Genomic DNA, 21775 nt, shown 5'->3' with positions numbered 1-21775 from the left:
GGCTCACTCGCGGCCCAGGTCCCGGTGCACTACCAACGTCGGTGAGCCCTTCTCGCGCAGCCGGCGGGCGATCTCCTCGGCCATCGCGACGCTGCGGTGCTTACCCCCGGTGCAGCCGATCGCGACGGTGACGAAGCGCTTGCCCTCGTTCAGGTAGCCGGTCCGCAGGGTGTCCAGCACGTCCACGTAGTTCTCGAGGAACTGCTGGGCCAGCGGATGGCCGAGCACGAAGTCTGACACAGGCTTGTCCTGCCCGGTCATCGGCCGCAGATCGGGCTGCCAGTACGGGTTGGGGATGAAGCGCATGTCGGCGACCACGTCGGCGTCCACCGGGATGCCGTACTTGAAGCCGAACGACACCACGGTCGCGCGCAGCTCGGCGTTCTCCTCGTCGCCGAACGCGTTCACGATCTTCGCGGCCAGCTGGTGGATGTTGAGGCTGGAGGTGTCGATCACCAGGTCGGCGCCGGCCCGGATGTCGCCGAGCAGCTCGCGTTCGCGCTGGATGCCGTCGAGCAGCCGGCCCTCGCCCTGCAGCGGGTGCGGCCGGCGGACGCTCTCCTGCCGGCGCACGATCACGTCGTCCGACGCCTCAAGGAACAGCGTCAGCGGCCGGTACCCCTTCAGCCGCAGGTCGTGGATCGCCGAGCTCAGCTCGTCGAAGAACAACCCGGTCCGGACGTCGACGACGACCGCGAGCCGCGGCGCCGCGCCGGTACCGACCACCTGCTCGACGATCGTGGTCAGGAACATCGGCGGCAGGTTGTCCACCACGAACCAGCCGAGGTCCTCCAGCACGTCCGCGACCGAGCTGCGGCCCGCGCCGGACATCCCGGACACGATGATCAGGTTGCCGCCCGTGTCGTCCATCAGTTCTCAGTTCTCCCTGGGTCCCCGTCAGGCGTCCCGGCCGGCGCCGGAACGTCGTCGCCCAGTATCTCGCCTGTCGCGGTGTTGACCGACGGAGCCCGGCCGGTTTCCGCCTTCGTTGCAGCAGCGTTAACCGCGAGTACGACGGACTCCGCCAGCCGCGGCCCGAAACCGGGCAGCGCGGCCACCTCGTCGACCGTCGCGCCGCGCAACTTCTTCAGCGACCCGAAGTGCCGCAGCAAGGTCTTCCGCCGGACGTCGCCCAGGCCCGCGACGTCGTCGAGGGTGCTCTCGACCATCGACTTCGATCGCCTGTTGCGGTGGTGGGTGATGGCGAAGCGGTGCGCCTCGTCGCGCAGGCGCTGCAGCAGATACAGACCTTCGCTGGTGCGGGAGAAGATGACGGGGTCTTCCTCGTCCGGGACCCACACCTCTTCCAGCCGCTTCGCGAGGCCGACCACGGGGATGTCGCCGACGCCCAGCTCGTCCATCGCCTGGCGGGCTGCCGCTACCTGGGGTGGACCACCATCGACGACCACGAGTCCTGGCGCATACGCGAACTTCTTCGCGCGACCGGTCTCGGGGTCGATCAGGGCGGCGTTCGGATCTTCCTCGGCGGCGATCGTGGCGCGTTCGTCGAGGAGGCGTTTGAAGCGGCGGGTGAGGACCTCGGCGATCGAGGCGACGTCGTTCTGGCCGTCGACGCCCTTGATCACGAACCGCCGGTACTCGCTCTTGCGCGGCAGGCCGTCCTCGAAGACGACCATCGACGCGACCACCTCGGTGCCCTGCAGGTTCGAGATGTCGTAGCACTCCAGCCGCAGCGGCGCCTCGGGCAGGTCGAGCGCGGTCTGGATCTCCTCCAGCGCCTGGTTGCGGGTGGTCAGATCGCTGGCCCGCTTGGTCTTGTGCATGGTCAGCGTCTGCAGCGCGTTCCGCTCGACGGTCTCCATCAGCGCCTTCTTGTCACCGCGCTGAGGGACCCGGATCGACACCCGCGCGCCGCGGATCCCCTCGAGCCATTCGGTCAGCGCCGCGGCGTCCTCAGGCATCGTCGGGACCAGGATCTCCCGCGGAATCGTGTCGCCGGAGTCCCCGGCGTACGTCTGCTGGATGAACTGCGAGACCAGGTCGGCGGTCGTCGCCGTACCGTCGGCCTTGTCGGCGATCCAGCCGCGCTCACCGCGGATCCGGCCGCCGCGGACGTAGAAGATCTGCACCGCGACCTCGAGCGGGTCCTCGCTGAGCGCGATCACGTCGGTGTCCGTGCCGTCGCCGAGGACCACCGCGTTCTTGGCCAGCGCCTTCTCCAGCGCGGCCAGGTCGTCGCGGATCTTGGCGGCCCGCTCGTACTCCAGCTCGGCGGCCGCGGCCTGCATCTCCTTCTGCAGGCGGCGCACGTACGTCGCGGTCTGGCCGGACAGGAACGCGGCGAAGTCGTCGACGATCTGGCGGTGCTCCTCCTGCGTCACCTGACCGGTGCACGGGGCGGCGCACTTGCCGATGTACCCGAGCAGGCAGGGCCGGCCGATCTGGCGGTGCCGGTTGAACACGCCCTTGCTGCACGAGCGCATCGGGAACACCCGGAGCAGCAGGTCGACGGTCTCGCGGATCGCCCAGGCGTGACTGTACGGACCGAAGTACTTCACGCCCTTCTTCTTCTGGCCGCGGCCGACCATCACCCGCGGGTAGTCCTCGTTGAGGGTGATCGCGAGCCACGGGTACGACTTGTCGTCGCGGTACTTCACGTTGAAGCGCGGGTCGTACTCCTTGATCCAGGAGTACTCCAGCTGCAGCGACTCGACCTCGCTGGCGACCACCGTCCACTCGACCTTCGAGGCCGTCGTCACCATCGCCTGCGTCCGCGGGTGCAGGTTCACCAGGTCCTGGAAGTACGACGACAACCGGGCGCGCAGGTTCTTCGCCTTGCCGACGTAGATCACCCGCCCGGCGGAGTCGCTGAAGCGGTAGACGCCGGGTGAGTCGGGAATCGATCCCGGAGCGGGACGGTAGGAGGACGGATCAGCCACCCAACCACCCTAGTTCGGCCCACGGACAAATCCGGAATCGGGGAAAAGTCTCCACCGCTGCTTCAATGACAGACTTGAAGGCATGAGATACCAGGAATGTGATCGGACGATCCGTGCGTACGCCGGCGTCCGGGTGCTCGAGGCCCAGGACGACCTCTTCTACCTGTACGACCCGGCCGGCGACCTGCCACCGGAACGGCAGCAACCCTTCGCCACCATTGTCACCGGCGACCACTACGAGAAGGTGTCGAACCTCGACGAGCCCGGCGCCTGGCGGCTGAACCTCGGCCTCACCAAGGCGACGTACGGCGAACTCCTCGGCCCGGTGCCGACCGAACGCGATGCCGACTGGGTGCTCGACTCCGGCCACGACTACGCGGCCCGGGACGTCCTGATGCCGCACCCGTTCTACGCCTCGCAGTACTGGGTCGCGATCGTGAATCCGACCGAACCGGACCGGTTACTGCCGTTGATCGACGAGGCGTACAGCTTTGCGGCCCGCAAGTACGCCAACCACGAAGCCAGGCAAACGCGGTGAAGATTGCGTTCCTGTTGCGGGTTGACTCATAAGTCGAGATTTATCCCCTGCTGGGATGGGCGACCTGCGTTACTTGTGCACAAGGGTAGATGCGCAGGTCCTTGCGTGAGGCAACAAGGCCTCGCGCTGACTCGAGGGAGTTCCGCCCATGTCCCCTTCACTCCGCGGATCACGCGCAGCGTTCGGTGCGGTGGCAGTCGCCGCGCTGTCCGTGACCGGAATCGTCGCCACCGCACCCGGTAGCAGCGCTGCCGACGCCCCTGGGCAGGCCGCGCCGGTGACGATCCGCGGCGCCGGCAACCCGAACGCGATCCCCGGCAGCTACATCGTCGTCCTGGCGGGCCAGCGCTCGCAGGCACAGACCCGGGTCGCGACGCAGAGCCTGGCGGCGAGCTACGACGTCGAGGTCAAGGACCAGTACGACGCGTCGATCAAGGGCTTCTCGGCGAACATGTCCGACGACCAGGCGAAGAAGGTTGCCACCGATCCCCGGGTCGCGTACGTCGAGCAGAACCAGAAGATCACAGTCGCCCAGGACAACCCGCCGTGGGGCCTCGACCGGGTCGACCAGCACGCCCTGCCGCTGGACAAGAAGTACCTGCCGTCGACCGACGCCAAGAACGTCAACGTGTACATCATCGACACCGGTATCTACGCCAAGCACCAGGACTTCGGCGACCGCGCGTCGGTCGGCACCGACACGGTCGGCGACGGCCAGAACGGCGTCGACTGCATGGGCCACGGCAGCCACGTGGCCGGCACCATCGGCGGTACGACGTACGGCATGGCCAAGGCGGCGAAGCTGATCGCGGTCCGGGTGCTGGATTGCCAGGGCTCCGGCTCGACCGAATCCGTTGTGGCCGGTATCGATTGGGTGACCAAGAACGCGAAGAAGCCGGCGGTCGCGAACATGAGCCTCGGTGGCGGCGCGGACGACGCGCTGGACGCCGCGTTGAAGGCGTCCATCGGCTCCGGCATCACCTACGCCGTTGCCGCGGGCAACGACAGCGCCGACGCCTGCCTGACCTCCCCGGCCAGGGAGCCGTCGGCGATCACGGTCGGCGCCACCGACGACAAGGACCAGCGTGCCGCGTTCTCGAACTACGGCAAGTGCGTGGACCTGTTCGCGCCGGGGGTCGACATCACCTCGGTCGGCATCACCGGCCCGGACGCCACCGCGAAGATGAGTGGTACGTCGATGGCGACACCGCACGTTGCGGGCGCGATCGCGCTCTACCTGGCCGACCACCCGGATGCGACCCCGGCCGACGTCGCCACGGCGCTGGTCGGCAGCTCGACCGCGGACAAGGTCGGCGACCCGGGCACCGGCTCACCGAACAAACTGCTGTACGTCGGGGCTCCGGACCAGTCCTGATTCAGCGACCGCGGACCCGGCCCACCTGGCCCGGTCCGCGGTCGCTGTGTTCGGTCAGGCCGATTCGACGATGTTGCCGCCCTGGACCTTCACGTTCACCGCGGGGAGCGGGGCCGGCGCCGGTCCGCTGACCACGCTGCCGTCGGTGATGCTGAAGTGGCTGTTGTGGAACGGGCAGACGATCTGGCCACCTTCCACCGAGCCGACCGGGTTCCCCTGATGCGTGCAGACCGCGGAGAAGCCCTTGTACGTACCCGCGGTCGGCTGCGTCACGACGACCTTCGCGTCGGTGAACACCTTCCCGCCACCGACCGGTACGTCGGACACCGGGCCGAGGACCTTCCCGCCGGCGGCCGGCGCGCTCGACGACGTCCCGGTGGTCGGTGCGGAGCCGGTCGCCGAGGGCGACGTACCGGTGCCGCTTGCGCTGCCCGTACTGCCTGCGCTGCCTGTGCTGCCGTTGTCGCTGCCGCCACAGGCCGCGAGGAGCGGCGCGCCGGCACCTGCCAGGGCGACCATCGCGGCGCAGCGCAGCACCGTCCTGCGGTCGCGGAGACCGCCTGCTGCGGCTGCCGCCGAGTTGGTGGCCGATGCCGTCGTGTCATCGCTCATGAACCTGGACCTCCAAGAGCCTGCTGATCGAAGTAGTTGAACGCTATCCATCTACTCAAACGACCCGCCCACCGGATCGGTTCACCGGAATCTGCTTGAACCGCGGTTTGAAGGTTCGCTGTGAATCAGCTGGGAGCCGCCGGCCCGGTTCGACCGGTCGGCAACTAAGGTTTCTCCCGCTGACCGGTCCGCCGCGAGCCCGGCCCGGCACACTGTGGTGGTGGGAGAGGCATGAGATGACTGGTACGACGAACGACTCGACCGTGCTGAAGGCGATCGCGGACCTCGCGCCGCTGTGGATGCCGGGGTGCGTCGTCGACACCGCCGACCGGACCGTCGAGGTCGGCTGGGGGCGTGGGTCGCTGCAGATGTCCGCGGTCGTCGGGCTCGGCGAGATCATCGACCGGTGCCTGCAGTTGCCGCAGCAGTTGTGGGCCGACCAGATCGAGGCGTGGTTGCGGGCGGTGGTCGCGGAGGGCGAGCTCGCCACCGAGGAGCACCGGTTCGGGGATGTCGCGGACCGGCAGCGGGCGATGTTGCTGCAGCGCGGCTGGTCCGCGCGGACCGCCGGGCCGGTCGCGGATGCGTTGATCCCGTTCGGCGACCACTTCGAGGTCGTGGTGTTCATCTGTACCGGGAACGACTACCGGCGGCTGACAGTCGTCCGGCGATCGATGCTCGGGCTCGGCGACCCCGACGTACCGTCGCCGGTGCAGCTGACGCTGGACCAGATCGCCGACCTGCGGCCGGTCGCGCACGACGGCTTCTCGGTGCTCGCCCGGGAGGACGATCCGCTGGTGTCGATGGCGATCGTCGACCGGGAGAAACTCATGCCGCAGGCGTCGATCGGGATGGGCGTGCTGGTCGGCGTACCGCGGTTGAGCACGGTCGCGTTCTGCCCGGCGGACGTGGGACAGGAGGTCGCGGACCGGTTGGCCGCGTACGTGGCCGAGACCTACCAGGGCGCCGCCGACCAGTGCAGCCAGGACCTCTACTGGTTACAGGGCGACCGCATGGTCCAGGTCCCGGTCACCCTCGCCACACCACCGTCCGTCGTACTGCCGGCAGCCCTCCTACCAACCCCCCGCCGCACCTGGCTACGCCACCTCTGGCAACAACTCTTCCGCCGCTGACCCCCCACCCCGACCGCCGCTGACCGTGGCCGTCGGGTGCTTACGAGTAGTCCGACGGTCCGGTGGTGCGTTCGGCGGGGCTTAGCCGGCGACGCGTTTGCGGGGGGCCGTCTTCTTCGTTGGCGTGGTCTTCTTCGTTGGTGTGGTCTTCTTCGCAGCTGTCTTCTTGGCGACTGTCTTCTTGGCGGCCGTCTTCTTCGCTGGTGCCTTCTTTGCCGGGAGTGCCTTGGCGGCGGACTGTTTTGCGCTTGGCTTGGCGGCGCGGCCGGCGAGGATCTCGGCGAGGAATTGGCCCGTGTACGACTCGGGGTTGGCCGCGACCTCCTCCGGCGTGCCTTCGGCGACCAGCGTGCCGCCGCGGCGACCGCCGTCCGGGCCGAGGTCGATCAGCCAGTCGGCGGTCTTGATCACGTCGAGGTTGTGCTCGATCACCAGCACCGAGTTGCCCTTGTCTACGAGACCGCTCAGCACGCCGAGCAGCTTGCTGATGTCCTCGAAGTGCAGACCCGTGGTCGGCTCGTCCAGCACGTACACCGTCCGGCCGGTCGAACGCCGCTGCAGCTCCGACGCCAGCTTCACCCGCTGCGCCTCACCACCCGACAGCGTCGGCGCCGGCTGACCGAGGCGCACGTACCCCAGACCGACCTCGACGAGCGTCTTCAGGTGCCGCGAGATCGCCGGGATCGCCTGGAAGAACTCGGCTGCCTCCTCGATCGGCATGTCGAGCACGTCCGCGACCGTCTTGCCCTTGTAGTGCACCTCGAGCGTCTCGCGGTTGTACCGCGCGCCGTGGCACACCTCGCACGGGACGTAGACGTCCGGGAGGAAGTTCATCTCGATCTTCAGCGTGCCGTCACCCGAGCAGGCCTCACAGCGGCCACCCTTCACGTTGAACGAGAAGCGGCCCTGCTGATACCCACGGACCTTCGCCTCCGGCGTCTCCGCGAACAGCTTGCGGACGTGGTCCCAGACCCCGGTGTACGTCGCCGGGTTCGAGCGCGGTGTCCGGCCGATCGGTGACTGGTCGACGTGGATGACCTTGTCCACCAGCTCCATGCCGGAGATCTTCGTGTGCCGTCCCGGCACCGCGCGGGCGCCGTAGATCTGCCGAGCCAGCGACGTGTAGAGGATGTCGTTGACCAGCGTCGACTTGCCCGAGCCGGACACCCCGGTGACCGCGACGAACACCCCGAGCGGGATGGTCACGTCCAGGTCCTTCAGGTTGTTCTGCCGGGCGCCGTAGATGGTGAGCTCGCGGCCCTCGGTGAGCGGCCGGCGGACTGCAGGGATCGGGATCTCCTTGCGGCCCGACACGTAGGCACCGGTGATCGAGTCCGGGTGGTTGCGCAGGTCCTCGACGGTGCCCGACACGACCACCTGGCCGCCGTGCTCGCCCGCGCCCGGGCCGATGTCGACGACCCAGTCCGCGTGGTCGATGGTGTCCTCGTCGTGCTCGACGACGATCAGCGTGTTGCCGAGCTCCTTGAGCCGGACCAGCGTGTCGATCAGCCGCCGGTTGTCGCGCTGGTGCAGACCGATCGACGGCTCGTCGAGCACGTACAGCACGCCGACCAGGCCGGAGCCGATCTGGGTCGCGAGCCGGATCCGCTGCGCCTCACCACCGGACAGCGAACCCGCCGGCCGGCTCAGCGCCAGGTAGTCCAGGCCGACGTCGAGCAGGAACCGCAGCCGCTCGCCGATCTCCTTCACCACCCGCTCGGCGATCTGCTTCTCGCGCGGCGTCAGCTCCATCCGGACCAGGAAGTCGTGCACCTCGTCGATCGACATCGCGCTGATCTCGGCGATGTTCTTCCCGCCGAGCGTGACGGCCAGCGAGATCGGCTTCAGCCGCGCGCCGTTGCAGGCCAGGCACGGGACCTCGCGCATGTACTCCTCGAAGCGCTCCCGCCCGGTGTCGCTGGACGCCTCCGCGTGCCGGCGCTCGACGTACGGGATCACGCCCTCGAAGTTGGTGTAGTACGACCGCTCGCGGCCGTAGCGGTTCTGGTACGAGACGTGGACCTGCTTGTCGTGGCCGGTGAGCAGCGCCTTCTTGGCCTTCGCCGGCAGCTCGCCGAACGGTGTGCTGGTCTTGAACTTCAGGTCCCTCGCCAGTGCCTCGAGGAGGCGCTCGAAGTACTGCGTGACGTTCTGCCCGGACCAGGGCTGGATCGCGCCCTCGTCGAGCGACTTCGACGGGTCCGGGACGAGCAGCTCCGGGTCGACCTCCATCCGGGTGCCGAGGCCCGTGCAGACCGGGCAGGCGCCGTACGGCGAGTTGAAGGAGAACGAGCGCGGCTCGAGCTCGTCGATCGCCAGCGGATGATCGTTCGGGCAGGCGAGCTTCTCGGAGAACCGGCGCTCGCGGTGCGGGTCGTCGGCCGGGAGGTCGACGAAGTCGAGCACCACCAGGCCGCTGGCCAGACCGAGCGCGGTCTCGACCGAGTCGGTCAGCCGCTGCTTCGCGGAACTCTTCACCGCGAGCCGGTCGACCACCACGTCGATGCTGTGCTTCTTCTGCTTGTCGAGCTTCGGCGGATCGGTGAGCTGGATCGTCTCGCCGTCCACCCGGGCGCGCGAGAAGCCCTGACCGGTCAACTGCCGGAAGAGGTCGACGTACTCCCCCTTGCGGCCGCGCACCACCGGGGCGAGCACCTGGAACCGGGTGCCCTCCTCGAGCTCGAGCACCCGGTCGACGATCTGCTGCGGGGTCTGCCGCGCGATCGGCTCGCCGCACTCGGGGCAGTGCGGGCGGCCGGCCCGGGCGAACAGCAGCCGGAGGTAGTCGTACACCTCGGTGATCGTGCCGACCGTTGAGCGCGGGTTCCGCGAGGTGGACTTCTGGTCGATCGAGACCGCCGGCGACAGGCCCTCGATGAAGTCGACGTCCGGTTTGTCCATCTGACCGAGGAACTGCCGCGCGTACGCCGACAGCGACTCGACGTAGCGCCGCTGGCCCTCGGCGAAGATCGTGTCGAAGGCCAGGCTGGACTTCCCGGACCCGCTCAGGCCGGTGAAGACGATCATGGCGTCCCGCGGCAGGTCGACCGAGACGTCCTTCAGGTTGTGCTCACGTGCGCCACGCACGATCAGACGGTCAGACACAAGCTCACTCTCAGCCGTTCTCGAGGGTTTCCGGACGGTTCTCCGGCCTGCCCGGTCATGCTAACGAGGCCCACCGACAAAAACTTCCGCCGCCGGAGGTGCCGCCCGGCTTCGAAAGTATATTCGATCCGTGGCACCGGTCGAACCGGCCTCCTCGCAGTACCCAGGTGTCAACGCGCAGGCGCCGCGGACCGGACCTCGTCCAGCGCCTCCCGGGCCACCTCGGTGAAGTCCCGGGAAGCGGAGCCCCAGCGGGTATAGGCGAGCTCCAGTGCCAGCGCGCCCAACTCCGCCGTCACCCGCGCGGTGAGGGCCGGAAGGCCGCGTCGCTCGAGCGCGCCGGTCATCGCCGCGATCAGGCCGAGGCCCTTGAGCGCTTCGCGTTCCCGCAGTTCGGGATGGGTCGCGACGACAGCCTGCCGCCGAGCGATGAAGTCGCGGCGCTCCGGAGTGAAGACGTCCTGGGCGAGCAGTTCCAGCGCGCAGGCCACTGCCTCGAGCGGTTCGGCGTCGGCCGGCGCCTTCGCGATTCCCTCGGCGAGCACATCGGCGAGGGAACTCCGGCCGAACAGGACTTCGCGCTTGTCCTGGAAATGCCGGAAGAACGTGCTCTTGGTCAGGCCGGCCCGCTCCGCGATGCCGATCACCGTCGTGTTCTCGTACCCGTTCGTCTCGAACAGTTCGAGCGCGGCGACGACCAGGCGATCGGTCGCGTTCGGTTCCCAGCGGCCCATGGTCACAGTCTAGCGGGACTTGGTCCCGTCACTGCGGTATCGTGACGGCACCAAGTCCCATCATTCTGGAGGTCGCCATGAGCCGCGCCGTCGAGTACGAGACCTTCGGAGGTCCGGACGTCCTGGAGGTCCGCGACGTACCCGAGCCGCACGCCGGCGCGGGGCAGGTCCGCATCCGGGTCACCGTCGCCGGACTGAACCCGATGGACTGGCGGATCGCCGCCCAGCCCGAGACGGCGGCCAGGTTCGGCCTCACTCCCCCGGCCGGCTTCGGCTACGACTTCGCCGGCACGGTGGACGAGGTGGGCGCCGGGGTCGCGGGGTTCGCGATCGGCGACCGGGTCTTCGGTGGGGCGTTGGCACGCGCGGTGGCCGATTTCGTGGTGCTGCCGGTACCGACCTCGTTACCTGACGGGCTGTTCCGAACGCCGGACGGCGTGAGCGACGAGGTGGCCGCGACGATTCCGATCGCCGGGTCGACCGCGGTTGCCGCGTTGGCGGCGACGGGCGTGAGGTCCGGTGACACGGTGCTGGTCGGTGGGGCTGCCGGCGGAGTCGGGATCTTTGCGCTCCAGCTCGCGAAGCTGGCCGGTGCACGGGTCATCGGAACCGCCTCGGCAAGCACCTTCGACTTCCTCCACCGGTTGGGCGCTGAGCCGGTCGCCTACGGCGATGGCCTCGCGGAGCGGGTGCGCTCCGGCGGAGTGACAGCGGCGATCGATCTGATCGGGACCGAGGTGGCCGAGGCCGCACTCGCGCTCGGGGTGCCGGCGGAGCGGATCGCGACCATCGCAGCTGGCCCGAATCCGCCTGGCGGCGTCCGGGCGACCGGTGGCGTCAACGGCGGGCCGGACGCCGTACCGCGGATTCTCGACGCGATCGTGGCGGGCGAGCTGACGGTACCGATCGCGGCGTCGTTCCCGATCGAGAAGATTCAGGATGCCGTCGCGTACCAGGCGACCGGTCACGTCCACGGGAAGGTCGTGGTCACGCTCTGACCGGTCGCGCTCCCCATGAGTCGCCGGAGGTGAAAGGATCGTCGCTGTCACCGACTTTCAGGGAGAACGCAGCGATGACGGAGTACCACGGGAACGTCAAGGTCGGCGGGCCGGCGCAGACCCATGAGCTGGCCCAGCTGATGATCACCAAGGTCGCGGTCGGGCCGATGGACAACAACGCGTACCTGCTGCGCTGCCGGCAGACCGACGAGCAGGTGCTGATCGACGCCGCGAACGAGGCCGGCACGCTGCTCCGCCTGGTCGGCGACGCGGGCCTCGCGCGCGTCATCACCACACACCGCCACCAGGACCATTGGGAGGCGCTGGCCGAGGTCGTCGCCCGGACGGGCGCCACCACGGTCGCCGGGCGGTACGATGCGGAGGGCATCCCGGTGCCGACCGATCAGCTCGTCGACGACGGCGACCACATCGCCGTCGGCCAGTGCAGCCTGCGCGTTATCCACCTCGTCGGCCACACCCCCGGCTCGATCGCCCTGGTGTACGACGACCCGGACGGCCCACCCCACCTGTTCACCGGCGACTCGCTGTTCCCGGGCGGCGTCGGCAACACCCAGGGCGACAAGGAACGCTTCACGTCGCTGATCAACGACGTCGAGGCCAAACTCTTCAACGAGCTCCCCGACGAGACCTGGGTCTACCCCGGCCACGGCTCCGACACCACCCTCGGCACCGAACGCCCGCATCTGTCCGAATGGCGCGAGCGCGGCTGGTGAGCGGTTTCGCCGACTATCAGCCCGGGGTCGTCCGGCAGGCTTCGATGTTCTGGTACGCCCTGCCGTCGACGCGGACCTGACCACGTGTGCCGAACTAATCGTGAGTCGGACGGGTGGGTCCGTGGAGGCTCGGCGGGGGCGGTTGGTGGCGGATCTGCAGGATCCAGAGAAGTACACGGTGGTCGCGGAGGTCGGTGGGGAGATTGCCGGGTACGCGCTCGTGCTCGGGCACAAGGTGTCGCCCGATGACCCGCCGACGACGGCGCCCGACGGGTACTACCTGATCGGGCTGATCGTCGCACCGAAGTGGCGGCGGCGCGGGATCGGGGACCTGCTGACGATCGAGCGGATGCGGTGGGTGGCCGAGCGCGCCTACGAGGTCTACTACTTCGCGAACCTGCAGAACGGCGCAACCCTCGACCTCCACCAGAGGTTCGGGTTCACCGAGGTCACCCGCGAGTTCACCTTCCCGAACGCTCCACTCAAGCCTGGCACCTGCGTACTCCTCCGGGCCCCGCTCAATCGCTGAGCTCAGTCGCTGAGCTCGGCCGGGTACGCGATCACGTCGACGAGCGCGTTGTTCCGGATCGCGGTGATCTCGGTACGGCGGGCGATCGCGTCCTCGAACAGTTGCCGCTGCAGCGACTGCGCGTCGCGGAGCGGTACGCCGTCCACCGCGAGTACCAGATCGCCCTGACGCAAACCCGCGGCGGCGGCCGGGCTCGCCGGGATCACCTCCACCACGCGGAGCGCCGTCCGTTGATCGAATCGCTCAGCCAACGCCGGATGCAGCGGTGCCGGAGTGCTCACCAGACCGAGGTACGCGCGGCGCACCCGGCCGTCGTGCAGTAGCGAGTAGATGATCCGGCGCGTCGTCGGATTGACCGGTACCGCCAGCCCGAGCCCGATGCCCGCGACCGCAGTGTTGATGCCGACCACCCGTCCGTTGCCATCGGCCAGTGCACCGCCGGAGTTGCCCGGGTTCAGTGCGGCGTCGGTCTGGATCACGTCCTCGATGATCCGGTTGCCGGAACCGCTGCGGACCGGCAACGCCCGCCCGAGCGCACTCACCACGCCCGCCGTCACACTCCCGGCCAGACCGAGCGGGTTGCCCACCGCAACGACCAGGTTCCCGACCTTCAGGTGATCGGCGTCGCCGTACTCGGGTGGGTCGGGGATCGCCCGGTCGGCCCGGAGTACGGCGAGATCGGACAACCGGTCGACGCCGACGACCCGTGCCTGTGCCTGCGTACCGTCCGCGAAGTCGGCCGAGGCCTCGGTGCCGTCGCCGACCACGTGGGCGTTGGTGAGCAGGTGCCCGTCGCCGGTGAGCACGACCGCGGAGCCGGACGAGTCGCCGCGCCGGCTGTGGATCCGCAGGCTGGCGACCCGCGGGATCAGGTGTTCGGCCACCCCCGAGACCACCCGGGAGTAAGCGTCCAGTACATCGTCCTCGGGCATCGGCCTCACCTCTCCACTTCCCGCCCCCGAGCGAAGCGAGGGACCTGAATTACAACATTACAGTGCAAGGCACAGGGTGAAGCGGACCACAAACCTGACCGATCGGTTGAAAACTGGCCGATCGGTCAGTCAAGATGCTGTCATGGCAGTCACCACCCCCGCCCGGGAACGGACCAGGCGCGAGATCGTGCGCCGGGCGATGGACCTGTTCCAGGCGGCCGGCTACAACGCGACGTCGCTGCAGGACATCGCCACCGCGGCCGGCTGCTCGAAGGCGACGGTGCTCTACCACTTCAGCGGCAAGCCCGCCGTACTCGCCGCCGTCCTCGAGCCCGCCGCCGCGGACGTGGCCGAACTGGTGCGGCACCTGCGGGAGCTCTCGCAGTCCGGGGCGCAGGAGGTCGCGATCCGGCGGTTCACCGAGCTGGCGGTCCAGCACCGGGGCGTGATGGACGTGATCCAGGACGTGATTCCGGTGATCGACACCATGCCGGAGATCGCCGGTCTGGTGGGCGACGGCCTGGAACTCACCGGCTTCCTGGCCGGCTCCGACGATCCACTCGCCCACGACCTCGCCAAGTTCGCCGTCAACGGCCTGCTCGGCGAGTGCCGCTACCCGGGCGACCGCACCGACGACGAACTCCGAAGACTCTGCGACACCGCACTGCGAAGACTTCTCCTCCGCAGCTGACGAGCAACACCTGAAACACCCCGCCGCCGCGGGGCGATCACTTCTGCCCGCCGACCCGAAACGGACGCACATCCCGATGGCCAATCTGCTCTACCGGCTCGGCCGGTTCTCCTACCAGCGCAGGCGCCTCGTCGCCGCGCTGTGGGCGCTGTTCCTGGTGGTGCTCGGAGTCGGCGCGCTGACGCTGGGCGGCAAGACCGCGAACACGTTCTCGATCCCGGGTACCGAGTCGCAGCGGGCACTCGACGCCCTCAAGCAGGAGCTGCCCGCTGCCAGCGGTGCGTCCGCGACGGTCGTCGTACAGGCTCCGGAGGGCAAGACGCTCGCCGATCCGACGGTGAAGGCCGCCGTCGGTGTCACCGTCGCCAAGGTCGCGAAGGTGCCGGAGGTGATCGCGGCGATCGACCCGTTCATGAGCAAGGCGATCAGCCCGGACGGCCGGACCGGACTGATCAGCGTCCAGTTCGACAAGCCGGCCGACGAACTCTCGCACGCGAGCAGCGACGGGTACGACGGACTCAGCGGACTGAGCAACGGTGACCTCAAGGTGGTACCGGGCGGGCAGATCAAGGCCGGAGTCCCGGAGATCGGTGCGACCGAGGTGATCGGCGTCGCGGTCGCGGCCGTCGTACTGGTCGTCACGTTCGGATCGTTGGTCGCCGCCGGAATGACGCTCGTGACGGCGCTGCTCGGCGTCCTCGCCGGCATGGCTGGGTTGTTCATCGTGACCGCGTTCACCGACGTGTCGTCGACGGCTCCGATCCTCGCGTTGATGCTGGGGCTCGCGGTCGGGATCGACTACTCGCTGTTCATCAGCTCGCGGCACCGGTCGCAGCTCAGCGAGGGCATGGATCCGGAGGAGTCGGTCGCGCGGGCGACGGCGACGGCCGGGTCGGCGGTGTTGTTCGCGGGGGCCACCGTGGTGATCGCGCTCGCGGGGCTGTCGGTGGTCGGCGTACCGTTCCTGACCGCGATGGGGCTGGCCGCGGCGGCGACGGTGCTGACCGCCGTGCTGGTCGCGTTGACGTTGCTGCCGGCGCTGCTCGGGTTCGTCGGGAACCGGGTGCTGCCGCGGAAGTTGCGCAAGGCGCCGACCGCTGTCGTACCGCTGGAAGGGTTCGGTTTCCGGTGGGGCCGGTTGGTGACCCGGTTGCGGGTGCCGATCGTTGCGGTCGGCATCATCGGGCTCGGGCTGCTCGCGATTCCGGCGAAGGACATGCAGCTGGCCTTGCCGGACGGTGCGTCGGCGGCGGCCGGTACGAACCAGCGGGTCGCGTACGACCTGACCGCGGCGGCCTTCGGGCCGGGCGCCAACGGGCCGCTCGTGGTCGTTGTGAAGAGCAACGACGCGGCGACGGCCAATGGTGTGGCGCAGCAGGTGCTGGGCAAGACGCAGGGGCTGACCGATGTGGTTGCGGCGCAGCCGGCCGCGGCCAGTCAGGACGGTACGACGCGGTTGGTGCAGGTGATTCCCAAGAGCGGGCCGGCCAGCGAGCAGACCGCTGAGCTCGTCAAGAACCTGCGGTCGGCGATCAAGCCGCTCGCCACCGGCAGCACCGAGATCTCGGTGACCGGTAACACCGCCGTCGGGGTGGACGTGTCGAACAAGCTGTCCGACGCGTTGCCGACGTACCTGTTCGTGGTGATCGGGTTGTCGTTCCTGCTGCTCCTGCTGGCGTTCCGGTCCGTGCTCGTGCCGTTGAAGGCGACGCTCGGGTTCGTGCTGACGATCGGGGCGACGTTCGGGATCACGGTCGCGGTCTTCCAGCAGGGTCACCTGGCGAAGCTCGTCGGCGTCGACTCCCCCGGTCCGCTGGTGAGCTTCCTGCCGATCATCATGATGGGCATCCTGTTCGGGCTCGCGATGGACTACGAGGTGTTCATCGTGTCGCGCGTCCGCGAGGAGTTCGTACACGGCAAGCACGCGAACGACGCCACCGTCCAAGGCCTCGGCCACGGGGCGCGCGTCGTCACCGCCGCCGCGCTGATCATGGCGTCGGTCTTCGCCGGCTTCATCCTCGTCCACGACCCGATCATCAAGGCGATCGGCTTCGGTCTCACGATCGGCGTGCTGATCGACGCGTTCGTCGTCCGGATGACGCTCGTCCCCGCCATCCTCAGCCTCCTCGGCGACCGAGCGTGGTGGTTCCCGAAGTGGCTAGACCGCCTCACCCCCCGAGTAGACATCGAAGGCGAAACCCTGAGGATCCCGGAGGAACCTCGGACCGACGAACTCACCGGCGTACGCTGACACCCGCCGCGGGGCGCCGGTCTCCACCGGCGCCCCACCGAGCAGGCTGGACGCATCACCCACGCGGTACGGGGTGTAGCTCTCCGCCGAGATGCGGACCCGGCCGGCCAACACCGAGCTGGGGATCACGTAGATTCCGCCATCGCCGAGAAGGATGAAGAACGCGTCGATCGTGTCGGGGTCGTACGGCATCTTGCTCGCGGACTTGTCGAGAACGTAGGGACGTCGGCCGATGCCAACTTCCCAATAGCCGCGCTTGTTGCGAGACGCGCACGACTTCACCTGGACTCGTTGGATGCCCTTCGACGTCGTCACCAACAGGTCGTACTCCTGTGGTTCGATCGGCAGCGCAACCGCACATCCGCGCAACGTGAACCAGGCCATCGCCAACGCTGTGGCCGAGTAGCGAAGCATCTCGGGCCTAACCGGCTCGTCGAATACCTCGGTCGGCGTCGGCTGGGCCAGTGGCGACTTCAGATGACTGCAGTCCAAGCCCAGTCGGACGGCGTGGCCCTTGATCCTGACCCGCTCTTCTCCGGTATCGACAATGCGCAGGCTGGCCAGCACGTTCGCCCAGCAACTGGCCGCTGCCACAGCTTCACGCAACTGCTGATCGGACCACCGACGCTGTCCTGTGAAGTGCGACGTGTCCAGCTCGAGCCGCGCTGCGTGCCGCCTGATCGGTCCCGTGGAGGTGTTCTTCAACCCCAGTGCGCGAGCGACCGCACGCCACGACGGGCTGCTCTCCACCGCCTGCCGCAGTTGGTCGTCGTTCCAGCTCCGTCGATCCCCAGGTGTACTCATGGGAGAAACGTAAAGAGGGACACCGACAGTTTCGGTGTCCCTCTGAAGGGTCGGGCTGACAGGATTTGAACCTGCGATCTTTCGGCCCCCAGCCGAACGCGTTACCAAACTACGCCACAGCCCGATGGTCCGCCCCAACAGCGAACCGGGGTAAACCTTACAGCATTCCGGGGAGTGGTTCTCACCGGGCTGGGTCAGCGTTTCTTGTTCTTTTGGCGGGGGCGGATCTGGACGTGGACGGGGCTGCCGACGAAGCCGAAGTCTTCGCGGAGGCGGCGTTCTATGAAGCGTTGGTAGGAGGGTTCGATCTGGCCGGAGGTGAAGATCGCGAAGGTCGGCGGCATGGTGGTGGCCTGGGTGCCGAACAGGATCTTCGGTTGCTTTCCGGAGCGGACCGGGTGCGGGTGGGCGGCGACCAGGCGGCCCAGGAAGGCGTTCAGCTGGCCGGTCGGGACGCGGGTCTGCCAGCCCTCCAGCGCGGCTTCGATGGCCGGGACGAGCTTGTCCATGTGCCAGCCGGTGAGTGCGCTGATGTTGACCCGCGGGGCCCAGCGGAACTGGACCAGGTCGCGGTCGATCTCGCGCTCCAGGTAGTAGCGGCGCTCGTCGTCCATCAGGTCCCACTTGTTGTACGCGATCACCAGCGCCTTGCCGGCTTCCTCGACCGCGTTCATGATCCGCAGGTCCTGCTCGGTGATCGATTCGGACGAGTCGATCACCACCACGACGACCTCGGCCCGCTCGATCGCGGCGTTGGTCCGCAGCGACGCGTAGTACTCGTGGCCGGAGGCGTTCTTGACCTTGCGCCGGATCCCGGCGGTGTCGATGAACCGGTACTCCTTGCCGCTCAGCGTGATCAGCTCGTCGACCGGGTCGACCGTCGTCCCGGCGACGTCGCTGACGACGACCCGGTCCTCCTTGGCGACCTTGTTCAGCAGCGACGACTTGCCCACGTTCGGCTTGCCGACGATCGCGATCCGGCGCGGTCCCCCGACCTCGCCGTCGCGCTCCGCGGGCGCCTCCGGGAGGGCCGCGAGTACGGCGTCCAGCATGTCGCCGGTGCCGCGCCCGTGCATCGCGGACACCGGGAACGGCTCGCCGATCCCAAGGCTCCACAGGTTCATCGCCTCGGACTCGATCCGCTGGTCGTCGACCTTGTTGGCGGCCAGTACGACGGGCTTGCCGGACTTCCGCAGCACCCGGACGACGGCCTCGTCGGCGTCGGTGATGCCGACCACCGCATCGACCACGAACAGCACCGCGTCGGCGGCGTTGATCGCGACCTCGGCCTGCGCCGCGACCAGAGCGGCCATCCCGACCGCGTCCGGGTCCCAGCCGCCGGTGTCGACGACGGTGAACTCGCGGCCGGCCCAGTTGGCGTCGTACGAGACGCGGTCGCGGGTGACGCCCGGGGTGTCCTCGACGACCGCCTCGCGGCGGCCGATGATCCGGTTGACCAGCGTGGACTTGCCCACGTTCGGCCGGCCGACGATCGCGAGCACGGGCAGCGGCCCGGTGTCCTCACGGTCGTGCGTCGGTAGTTCGGTGGGCAGGTCAGTCATCAGGGTCCTTCTGGTCTCGCCAGCCCGGAAGTGGGTGGCCGGTTTCTTCGACGGCCGCCTTCACGTGGGCGCGCAGCACGTCGCCGATGTGGTCGGCGACCGCCTGTACGTCGGTATGTCTCCTGGGAAAGGGTACGCGGTCCACGGAGAACGGCTCGCCGTACACGATGTCGATCCGGCTCCCGGCCGGTGGATGACCCTCCACACTACCGGCCGGCAAGCGGGTTCCCATCAGCGCCACCGGCAGGATCGGCGCGCCGGTGACCATCGCCAGGTAGGCCACCCCGATCCGGATCCGGCTGAAATCGCCCGGCCCGCGGGTGCCCTCGGGGTAGATGTTCAGCACCCGTCCGTCCCGCAGTACCTTGATCGACTTCCGGACCGCGAGCATGTCGTACGACGACCGGTCGACCGGGATCTGGCCGATCCGGTGCAGGAACTTGCCCTGTACGCCGCCGAACACCTCGACCTTGCCGAGCTGGTGCAGCATCCGCGGCGCCATCGCGCCGAGCAGCGGGGCGTCCAGCAGGCTCAGGTGGTTCGGTGTCATCAGCAACGGACCGGTCCGCGGGAACCGGTCCTCGTGGTGGATGGTCAGGTTGTACTTGTGCCGGAAGTACGGCCGGGCGATGTACCGCATCGGCAGCGCGAGGCGGTACGGCAGGGGCGGCAGGTCGTCGGTGCGCGGCAGGTCCTCGTGCCTGGTGAGTTCTGCCGTCATAGCTCCTGGCTCCGGGGGACGGTCTCGGTGGCGAGCCGGCTGATCACGTCGACGACCTCCTCCAGGGTCAGGTCGGTCGAGTCGATCGTGACGGCACCGTCGGAGGCGACCTGGAACTCCGACACCGTCGAGTCGTCGGCATCGCGGCGGACGATCTGGTCGCGGAGCTCGGCCGCGGTCACGGATCCGGCCGCGAGCTCGGCGCCGCGGCGCGCCATCCGGGCCTCCTGGTCGGCGGTCAGCAGCACCTTCAGCTCGGCGTCGGTCGCGACCACGGTGGCGATGTCGCGGCCCTCGACGACGATCCCGCCGTCGGTCTGGGCTTTGTCGATGATCGCCCGCTGGCGCCGGATCAGCTCCTTACGGACGTCCAGGTTGGTGGCGATCTTCGACACCACCTCGCTGATCCGCGGCTCCCGGATCGCGGCCGTGATGTCGGTCCCGTCGGCGATCACGAACTGGTCGTCCGGGTCGGTGCTGATCTCGAGCACCAGCTCCCGGGCGCGCTGCGCGACCGCCGCGGTGTCGTCCAGGTCCAGCCCGCGTTCGACGGCGGACCAGGTCACCGCACGGTACGTCGCCCCGGTGTCCAGGTACCGCAGTCCGAGCCGGTTGGCCACTCCGCGGGCGGTGCTCGACTTACCGGAGCCGCTCGGCCCGTCCACAGCGATGATCATGCCCCGAAGATTACCTTCGCAGAGGGACAGTCTACGTGTGGACTACCCACCCGCGGTCGGTGAGTACGTCGACCAGCTGGTCGACCGAGCCTGGCTTGACGGCGAGTTCTACCTCGCCGACCGGGCGGCCGGGGCTGTGGTCGATGCGGAGGTCCTCGACGTTGGCGCCGGACTCGGCGGCGTCGGCGAACAGCTTCGCCAGCTGACCGGGGCGGTCCGGGATCGTGACCAGGACCGTGACCAGGTCGATGTGCGGCGTACCGTGCTTGCCCGGCACCCGGACGGCGCCGGACACGCCCTGGCCGAGGATCGCGGTCAGTTCGTCGTTCGCCTCTTCCTTGCCGAGGGCAACGAGTAGCCGGTCGAGCTCGCCGCGGATCTGCTCCAGCAGGCCGGTCAGCGCGGTCGAGTTCGCGGACACGATCTGAGTCCAGAGCCGTGGATCACCGGCCGCGATCCGGGTGACGTCGCGGACACCCTGCCCGGACAGCTCCAGGTGGGAGGCCGGCGCGTCGGCCAGCGTGCCCGCGGCGAGCGCCGACATCAGGTGCGGGAGATGGGAGACCCGCGCGACGCCCAAGTCATGGTCCTCCACCGACAGCTCGACGGTCCGGGCGCCACAGGCCTCCGCGAGTCGCCGTACCAGGTCGACGGCGTCCGGATCGCTGGTCGCGTGCGGGGTGATCGCCCAGGTCGCGCCGTCGAACAGGTCGGCGCGCGCGGCCAGCGGCCCGTTCCGTTCGGAGCCGGCCATCGGGTGACTGCCGACGTACCGGCTGACGTCCGGCACCAGGCTGCGCGCGTCCGCGAGCGGCTTCGACTTCACGCTGGCCGCGTCGGTGACGACCGCATCCGTCTGCTCGAGCTGTTCGGCGACGACCGCGCCGACGTGATCAGGCGGTACGGCGACCACGACCAGCTGCGGCTCGATCTCGACCAGCCGTGAGCCGGCGCCGATCCGCTCGGCCATCAGCGCGTTGTCCGGGTTCCCGTCGACGAGCTCCACCACCACGCCGAGCCGGGCGAGCGCGAGACCGATCGACGTACCGATCAGCCCGGTACCGACGATGCGAACCGGCCCCCGCAACTCGGTCACTGGGCGCCCGTCAGGTCCGGGCGGAGCGCGACGGCGCCGTGCAGGTAGACGTGCTGGATCTTGTCGCGGGAGCGTGGCGACTCGGTGTGCACCATCAGCCGGACGACCCGCGGTAGCGCGTGCGGTACCGGGATCTCCTGCATGCACATCAGCGGTACGTCGGTGAGCCCGATCTGCCGCCCGGCGACGGCCGGGAACTCCGACCGGAGGTCCGACGTGACGGTGAACAGGATGCTGATCAGATCCTCGTTCTCCAGATCGTTCGCCTCCAGGACCGCCTTCACCAGCTCCGCGGACCGCTCGAGCAGGTGCTCGCGCTCGTCCACGTCCAGCTGGGTGGCACCCCGGATCGCCCGTACCGCCACGTCCGCCTCCTTAGGTCT

The 21775-nt window shown here is 68.9% G+C and carries 20 protein-coding genes and 1 tRNA gene; 8 read left to right on the top strand and 13 right to left on the bottom strand.

Annotated features, from left to right (window positions below; translation table 11 throughout):
- Positions 1-3: 3 nt before the first annotated feature.
- Together rapZ and uvrC are read right to left on the bottom strand one after the other, a co-directional pair.
- Positions 4-870 carry an RNase adapter RapZ gene (gene rapZ / locus FB475_RS29660; RefSeq protein WP_141860527.1) on the bottom strand — a complete coding sequence of 289 codons (867 nt, stop codon included), beginning with the start codon at positions 868-870 and terminating at the stop codon, positions 4-6.
- A complete protein-coding gene (gene uvrC / locus FB475_RS29655; protein WP_141860525.1) occupies positions 870-2900 on the bottom strand; it encodes an excinuclease ABC subunit UvrC in 2031 nt (676 codons plus the stop codon). Before uvrC ends, rapZ begins: the two co-directional genes overlap by 1 nt.
- An 82-nt stretch (positions 2901-2982) precedes the next feature.
- Here uvrC and FB475_RS29650 point away from each other — a divergent pair, with 82 nt between their 5' ends.
- Both FB475_RS29650 and FB475_RS29645 read left to right on the top strand, forming a co-directional pair.
- Positions 2983-3438 (top strand): DUF6194 family protein, encoded by a 456-nt coding sequence (locus FB475_RS29650; RefSeq protein WP_141860523.1) that lies wholly within the window; start codon positions 2983-2985, stop codon positions 3436-3438.
- A 148-nt stretch (positions 3439-3586) separates the two neighbouring features.
- Positions 3587-4813: a S8 family peptidase gene (locus FB475_RS29645; RefSeq protein ID WP_141860521.1), complete on the top strand. Its 1227-nt coding sequence runs from the start codon at positions 3587-3589 to the stop codon at positions 4811-4813.
- A gap of 54 nt (positions 4814-4867) precedes the next feature.
- Here the strand turns inward: FB475_RS29645 and FB475_RS29640 are convergent, their stop codons facing one another.
- Positions 4868-5425, bottom strand: a complete 558-nt coding sequence (locus FB475_RS29640; RefSeq protein ID WP_141860519.1) for a Rieske (2Fe-2S) protein — start codon at positions 5423-5425, stop codon at positions 4868-4870.
- Positions 5426-5661: 236 nt separating this feature from the next.
- Between FB475_RS29640 and FB475_RS29635 the strand changes: the two genes are divergently transcribed.
- A complete protein-coding gene (locus tag FB475_RS29635; protein WP_141860517.1) occupies positions 5662-6558 on the top strand; it encodes a hypothetical protein in 897 nt (298 codons plus the stop codon).
- 81 nt (positions 6559-6639) lie between these two features.
- On the opposite strand, the gene uvrA is transcribed toward FB475_RS29635, so the two are convergent.
- A complete protein-coding gene (uvrA, locus tag FB475_RS29630; protein WP_141860515.1) occupies positions 6640-9663 on the bottom strand; it encodes an excinuclease ABC subunit UvrA in 3024 nt (1007 codons plus the stop codon).
- Positions 9664-9833: 170 nt separating this feature from the next.
- Positions 9834-10397 (bottom strand): TetR/AcrR family transcriptional regulator, encoded by a 564-nt coding sequence (locus FB475_RS29625; RefSeq protein ID WP_141860513.1) that lies wholly within the window; start codon positions 10395-10397, stop codon positions 9834-9836.
- 77 nt (positions 10398-10474) lie between these two features.
- Between FB475_RS29625 and FB475_RS29620 the strand changes: the two genes are divergently transcribed.
- From FB475_RS29620 to FB475_RS29610, 3 genes are all read left to right on the top strand, one after another.
- Positions 10475-11395: an NADP-dependent oxidoreductase gene (locus tag FB475_RS29620; protein ID WP_141860511.1), complete on the top strand. Its 921-nt coding sequence runs from the start codon at positions 10475-10477 to the stop codon at positions 11393-11395.
- 74 nt (positions 11396-11469) lie between these two features.
- Positions 11470-12129: an MBL fold metallo-hydrolase gene (locus tag FB475_RS29615; protein WP_141860509.1), complete on the top strand. Its 660-nt coding sequence runs from the start codon at positions 11470-11472 to the stop codon at positions 12127-12129.
- 121 nt (positions 12130-12250) lie between these two features.
- Positions 12251-12658 carry a GNAT family N-acetyltransferase gene (locus FB475_RS29610; protein WP_185759498.1) on the top strand — a complete coding sequence of 136 codons (408 nt, stop codon included), beginning with the start codon at positions 12251-12253 and terminating at the stop codon, positions 12656-12658.
- Positions 12659-12660: 2 nt separating this feature from the next.
- Here the strand turns inward: FB475_RS29610 and FB475_RS29605 are convergent, their stop codons facing one another.
- A complete protein-coding gene (locus FB475_RS29605; RefSeq protein ID WP_141860505.1) occupies positions 12661-13590 on the bottom strand; it encodes a S1C family serine protease in 930 nt (309 codons plus the stop codon).
- A gap of 142 nt (positions 13591-13732) precedes the next feature.
- Here FB475_RS29605 and FB475_RS29600 point away from each other — a divergent pair, with 142 nt between their 5' ends.
- Positions 13733-14281 carry a TetR/AcrR family transcriptional regulator gene (locus FB475_RS29600; protein WP_141860503.1) on the top strand — a complete coding sequence of 183 codons (549 nt, stop codon included), beginning with the start codon at positions 13733-13735 and terminating at the stop codon, positions 14279-14281.
- A gap of 76 nt (positions 14282-14357) precedes the next feature.
- A complete protein-coding gene (locus FB475_RS29595; protein WP_141860501.1) occupies positions 14358-16532 on the top strand; it encodes an MMPL family transporter in 2175 nt (724 codons plus the stop codon).
- Here FB475_RS29595 and FB475_RS29590 read toward each other — a convergent pair.
- From FB475_RS29590 to aroH, 7 genes are all read right to left on the bottom strand, one after another.
- Complete coding sequence (locus tag FB475_RS29590; protein ID WP_141860499.1) at positions 16440-17336, bottom strand: group I intron-associated PD-(D/E)XK endonuclease; 897 nt, start codon at positions 17334-17336, stop codon at positions 16440-16442. The two genes, FB475_RS29595 and FB475_RS29590, sit on opposite strands and share 93 nt — an antisense overlap.
- A 50-nt stretch (positions 17337-17386) precedes the next feature.
- Positions 17387-17460, bottom strand: a tRNA-Pro gene (locus FB475_RS29585).
- 70 nt (positions 17461-17530) lie between these two features.
- Positions 17531-18898: a ribosome biogenesis GTPase Der gene (der, locus tag FB475_RS29580; RefSeq protein ID WP_141860497.1), complete on the bottom strand. Its 1368-nt coding sequence runs from the start codon at positions 18896-18898 to the stop codon at positions 17531-17533.
- Positions 18891-19619: a lysophospholipid acyltransferase family protein gene (locus FB475_RS29575; RefSeq protein ID WP_141860495.1), complete on the bottom strand. Its 729-nt coding sequence runs from the start codon at positions 19617-19619 to the stop codon at positions 18891-18893. Before FB475_RS29575 ends, der begins: the two co-directional genes overlap by 8 nt.
- On the bottom strand, positions 19616-20296 hold the full coding sequence (gene cmk, locus FB475_RS29570) for a (d)CMP kinase (protein WP_141860493.1): 681 nt from the start codon (positions 20294-20296) through the stop codon (positions 19616-19618). The genes FB475_RS29575 and cmk overlap by 4 nt, the downstream gene beginning before the upstream one ends.
- A 31-nt stretch (positions 20297-20327) precedes the next feature.
- The gene (locus tag FB475_RS29565; RefSeq protein ID WP_141860491.1) at positions 20328-21392 is read right to left on the bottom strand and encodes a prephenate dehydrogenase; all 1065 of its coding nucleotides are present in this window, start codon (positions 21390-21392) and stop codon (positions 20328-20330) included.
- On the bottom strand, positions 21389-21757 hold the full coding sequence (aroH, locus tag FB475_RS29560; protein ID WP_141860489.1) for a chorismate mutase: 369 nt from the start codon (positions 21755-21757) through the stop codon (positions 21389-21391). Before aroH ends, FB475_RS29565 begins: the two co-directional genes overlap by 4 nt.
- Between the last annotated feature and the right edge of the window lie 18 nt (positions 21758-21775).

The organism is Kribbella jejuensis (assembly GCF_006715085.1).
GTDB classification, from domain to species: domain Bacteria; phylum Actinomycetota; class Actinomycetes; order Propionibacteriales; family Kribbellaceae; genus Kribbella; species Kribbella jejuensis.
Note: the sequence above shows the minus strand (reverse complement) of the source record. Positions and strands in the feature narration are given on the sequence as shown.

Excerpts from the sequence above, each read along its gene's own strand:
- FB475_RS29625 (WP_141860513.1), bottom strand. The coding sequence starts at position 10,397 with ATGGGCCGCTGGGAACCGAACGCGACCGATCGCCTGGTCGTCGCCGCG.
- cmk (WP_141860493.1), bottom strand. The coding sequence starts at position 20,296 with ATGATCATCGCTGTGGACGGGCCGAGCGGCTCCGGTAAGTCGAGCACC.
- FB475_RS29595 (WP_141860501.1), top strand. The coding sequence starts at position 14,358 with ATGGCCAATCTGCTCTACCGGCTCGGCCGGTTCTCCTACCAGCGCAGG.
- FB475_RS29620 (WP_141860511.1), top strand. The coding sequence starts at position 10,475 with ATGAGCCGCGCCGTCGAGTACGAGACCTTCGGAGGTCCGGACGTCCTG.
- FB475_RS29645 (WP_141860521.1), top strand. The coding sequence starts at position 3,587 with ATGTCCCCTTCACTCCGCGGATCACGCGCAGCGTTCGGTGCGGTGGCA.
- FB475_RS29575 (WP_141860495.1), bottom strand. The coding sequence starts at position 19,619 with ATGACGGCAGAACTCACCAGGCACGAGGACCTGCCGCGCACCGACGAC.
- FB475_RS29635 (WP_141860517.1), top strand. The coding sequence starts at position 5,662 with ATGACTGGTACGACGAACGACTCGACCGTGCTGAAGGCGATCGCGGAC.
- FB475_RS29615 (WP_141860509.1), top strand. The coding sequence starts at position 11,470 with ATGACGGAGTACCACGGGAACGTCAAGGTCGGCGGGCCGGCGCAGACC.
- rapZ (WP_141860527.1), bottom strand. The coding sequence starts at position 870 with ATGGACGACACGGGCGGCAACCTGATCATCGTGTCCGGGATGTCCGGC.
- FB475_RS29650 (WP_141860523.1), top strand. The coding sequence starts at position 2,983 with ATGAGATACCAGGAATGTGATCGGACGATCCGTGCGTACGCCGGCGTC.
- FB475_RS29590 (WP_141860499.1), bottom strand. The coding sequence starts at position 17,336 with ATGAGTACACCTGGGGATCGACGGAGCTGGAACGACGACCAACTGCGG.
- FB475_RS29640 (WP_141860519.1), bottom strand. The coding sequence starts at position 5,425 with ATGAGCGATGACACGACGGCATCGGCCACCAACTCGGCGGCAGCCGCA.
- FB475_RS29600 (WP_141860503.1), top strand. The coding sequence starts at position 13,733 with ATGGCAGTCACCACCCCCGCCCGGGAACGGACCAGGCGCGAGATCGTG.
- der (WP_141860497.1), bottom strand. The coding sequence starts at position 18,898 with ATGACTGACCTGCCCACCGAACTACCGACGCACGACCGTGAGGACACC.
- FB475_RS29605 (WP_141860505.1), bottom strand. The coding sequence starts at position 13,590 with ATGCCCGAGGACGATGTACTGGACGCTTACTCCCGGGTGGTCTCGGGG.